Here is a 1,503-nt window from a genome sequence, read left to right as displayed (position 1 = left end):
AGAAATAGCCGTTCCAAATGCGGCCCAAGCGCCTTTCCTATCAGGCTTTGCGCGTTTGCTGCGGTGCGGGAAAGACCTTGGCCAGTTTGCGGAGGTTTTGGGCGGTGGCGGCGAGGAGGAATTCGTCATTTGCACCGCATGGGCCACGTAATCGAAGACGCCCCAGGCCGAGGATGCGTTTGAGGTGTGCAAATAGCATCTCGACCTTTTTTCGGAGCTTCATCGAGATGTCGTATTGGCGGGTCTTGGCGATGTCGCGGGCGACCTGGCGGGCGTCTTCGTCTTGTTCACGGTTGATCGTTCTGGTGTCCGTATCCGGGCAGCATTTTGCTTTCGAGGGACAAGCCTGACACGTCAGTTTAAGGGCGCGGTATCGCATTGTGCCCTTGCCAGTCGGGCCCCGGTTTGGGTCAGAATAGTTTCGGCGGAATTGCTTGAGGTCGTGGCCTTCAGGGCAGATGTATCGGTCACTCTCCGGATCCCATTCGAAATCATCACGGGACCATATGCCTTCCGCCCTCTTGGCCTTGTCGATCACCGGGATATGCGGTGCAATCCTGCGTTCCACCAGCCAACCCAACATCGGACCAGTGCCGTAGGCGGTGTCTGCGATCAGGCGCTCGGGGTGAAGGTCGAACTTCTCTTTGGCCCGCTTCAGCATCGTCTTTGTCGACCCAACCTCTGCTTGCCGGATCGACCTTGTCGCCTCGACATCAACAATGACGCCATGATCCGTATCTATCAGGTAGTTGTCGGAATAACTGAAGAATGCAGGTCCTTTACGGGCCGCTGTCCATTGGCTTGCGGGATCAGAATGGGAGGTGAATTTGGGCTGCACCTCGCTGGCGGCACCAAAAGCGGCCTCATCCAACGTGTCGAGATACTCGCGAACCGCGCGGGGGGCATCGGTCGGATCAATGGCTGACGTGTCCCAATTTTCTTTGGGCGTCGAGTTCTGTTTGTTGGCGTCCGCTTCAATCAGGCTTGCGTCGATCGCCATGCGTTGCCCACTCACCAAGCCTTCAGCGATACACCGCGCCACGGTCGTCTCAAACAAATGGCGCAACAGTTCGCTCTCGCGAAACCGCCCATGCCGGTTCTTGGAAAAGGTCGAGTGATCAGGCACGCGGTCGCTCAGATCGAGGCGGCAGAACCAACGATACGCGAGGTTCAGATGCACCTCCTCGCAGAGCCGACGTTCCGACCGGATGCCGAAGCAATAGCCCACCAAAAGCATGCGGATCAGTAACTCTGGATCGATGGAAGGACGGCCCGTGTGGCTATAAAACTCAGCCAGATACTGGCGGATGCCGCTCAGATCGACAAACCGATCAATCGAACGAAGCAAGTGATTTTGCGGAATGTGATCTTCCAGCGAGAACTCATAAAACAGCGCCGCCTGTGCTTCCTGCCTCGGTCCCAACATCGCAAAATCCCCCGATCAAGATGGGAATTGAATCAGTGATGCACGCCTCGATCAAGGAAGAGTTTTTCAACAAAATA

At 56.4% G+C, this 1,503-nt stretch carries 1 protein-coding gene; it reads right to left on the bottom strand.

The window, feature by feature from the left end:
- Positions 1 to 40 precede the first annotated feature (40 nt).
- Entirely contained in the window at positions 41 to 1,426 is a 1,386-nt protein-coding gene (locus PEL8287_RS19640) for an IS1182 family transposase (RefSeq protein WP_085894137.1), read from the bottom strand.
- Positions 1,427 to 1,503: the final 77 nt, after the last annotated feature.

It is taken from the genome of Roseovarius litorisediminis (genome assembly GCF_900172295.1).
GTDB lineage: Bacteria > Pseudomonadota > Alphaproteobacteria > Rhodobacterales > Rhodobacteraceae > Roseovarius > Roseovarius litorisediminis.
Note: the sequence above shows the minus strand (reverse complement) of the source record. Positions and strands in the feature narration are given on the sequence as shown.

Excerpts from the sequence above, each read along its gene's own strand:
- PEL8287_RS19640 (WP_085894137.1), bottom strand. The coding sequence starts at position 1,426 with ATGTTGGGACCGAGGCAGGAAGCACAGGCGGCGCTGTTTTATGAGTTC.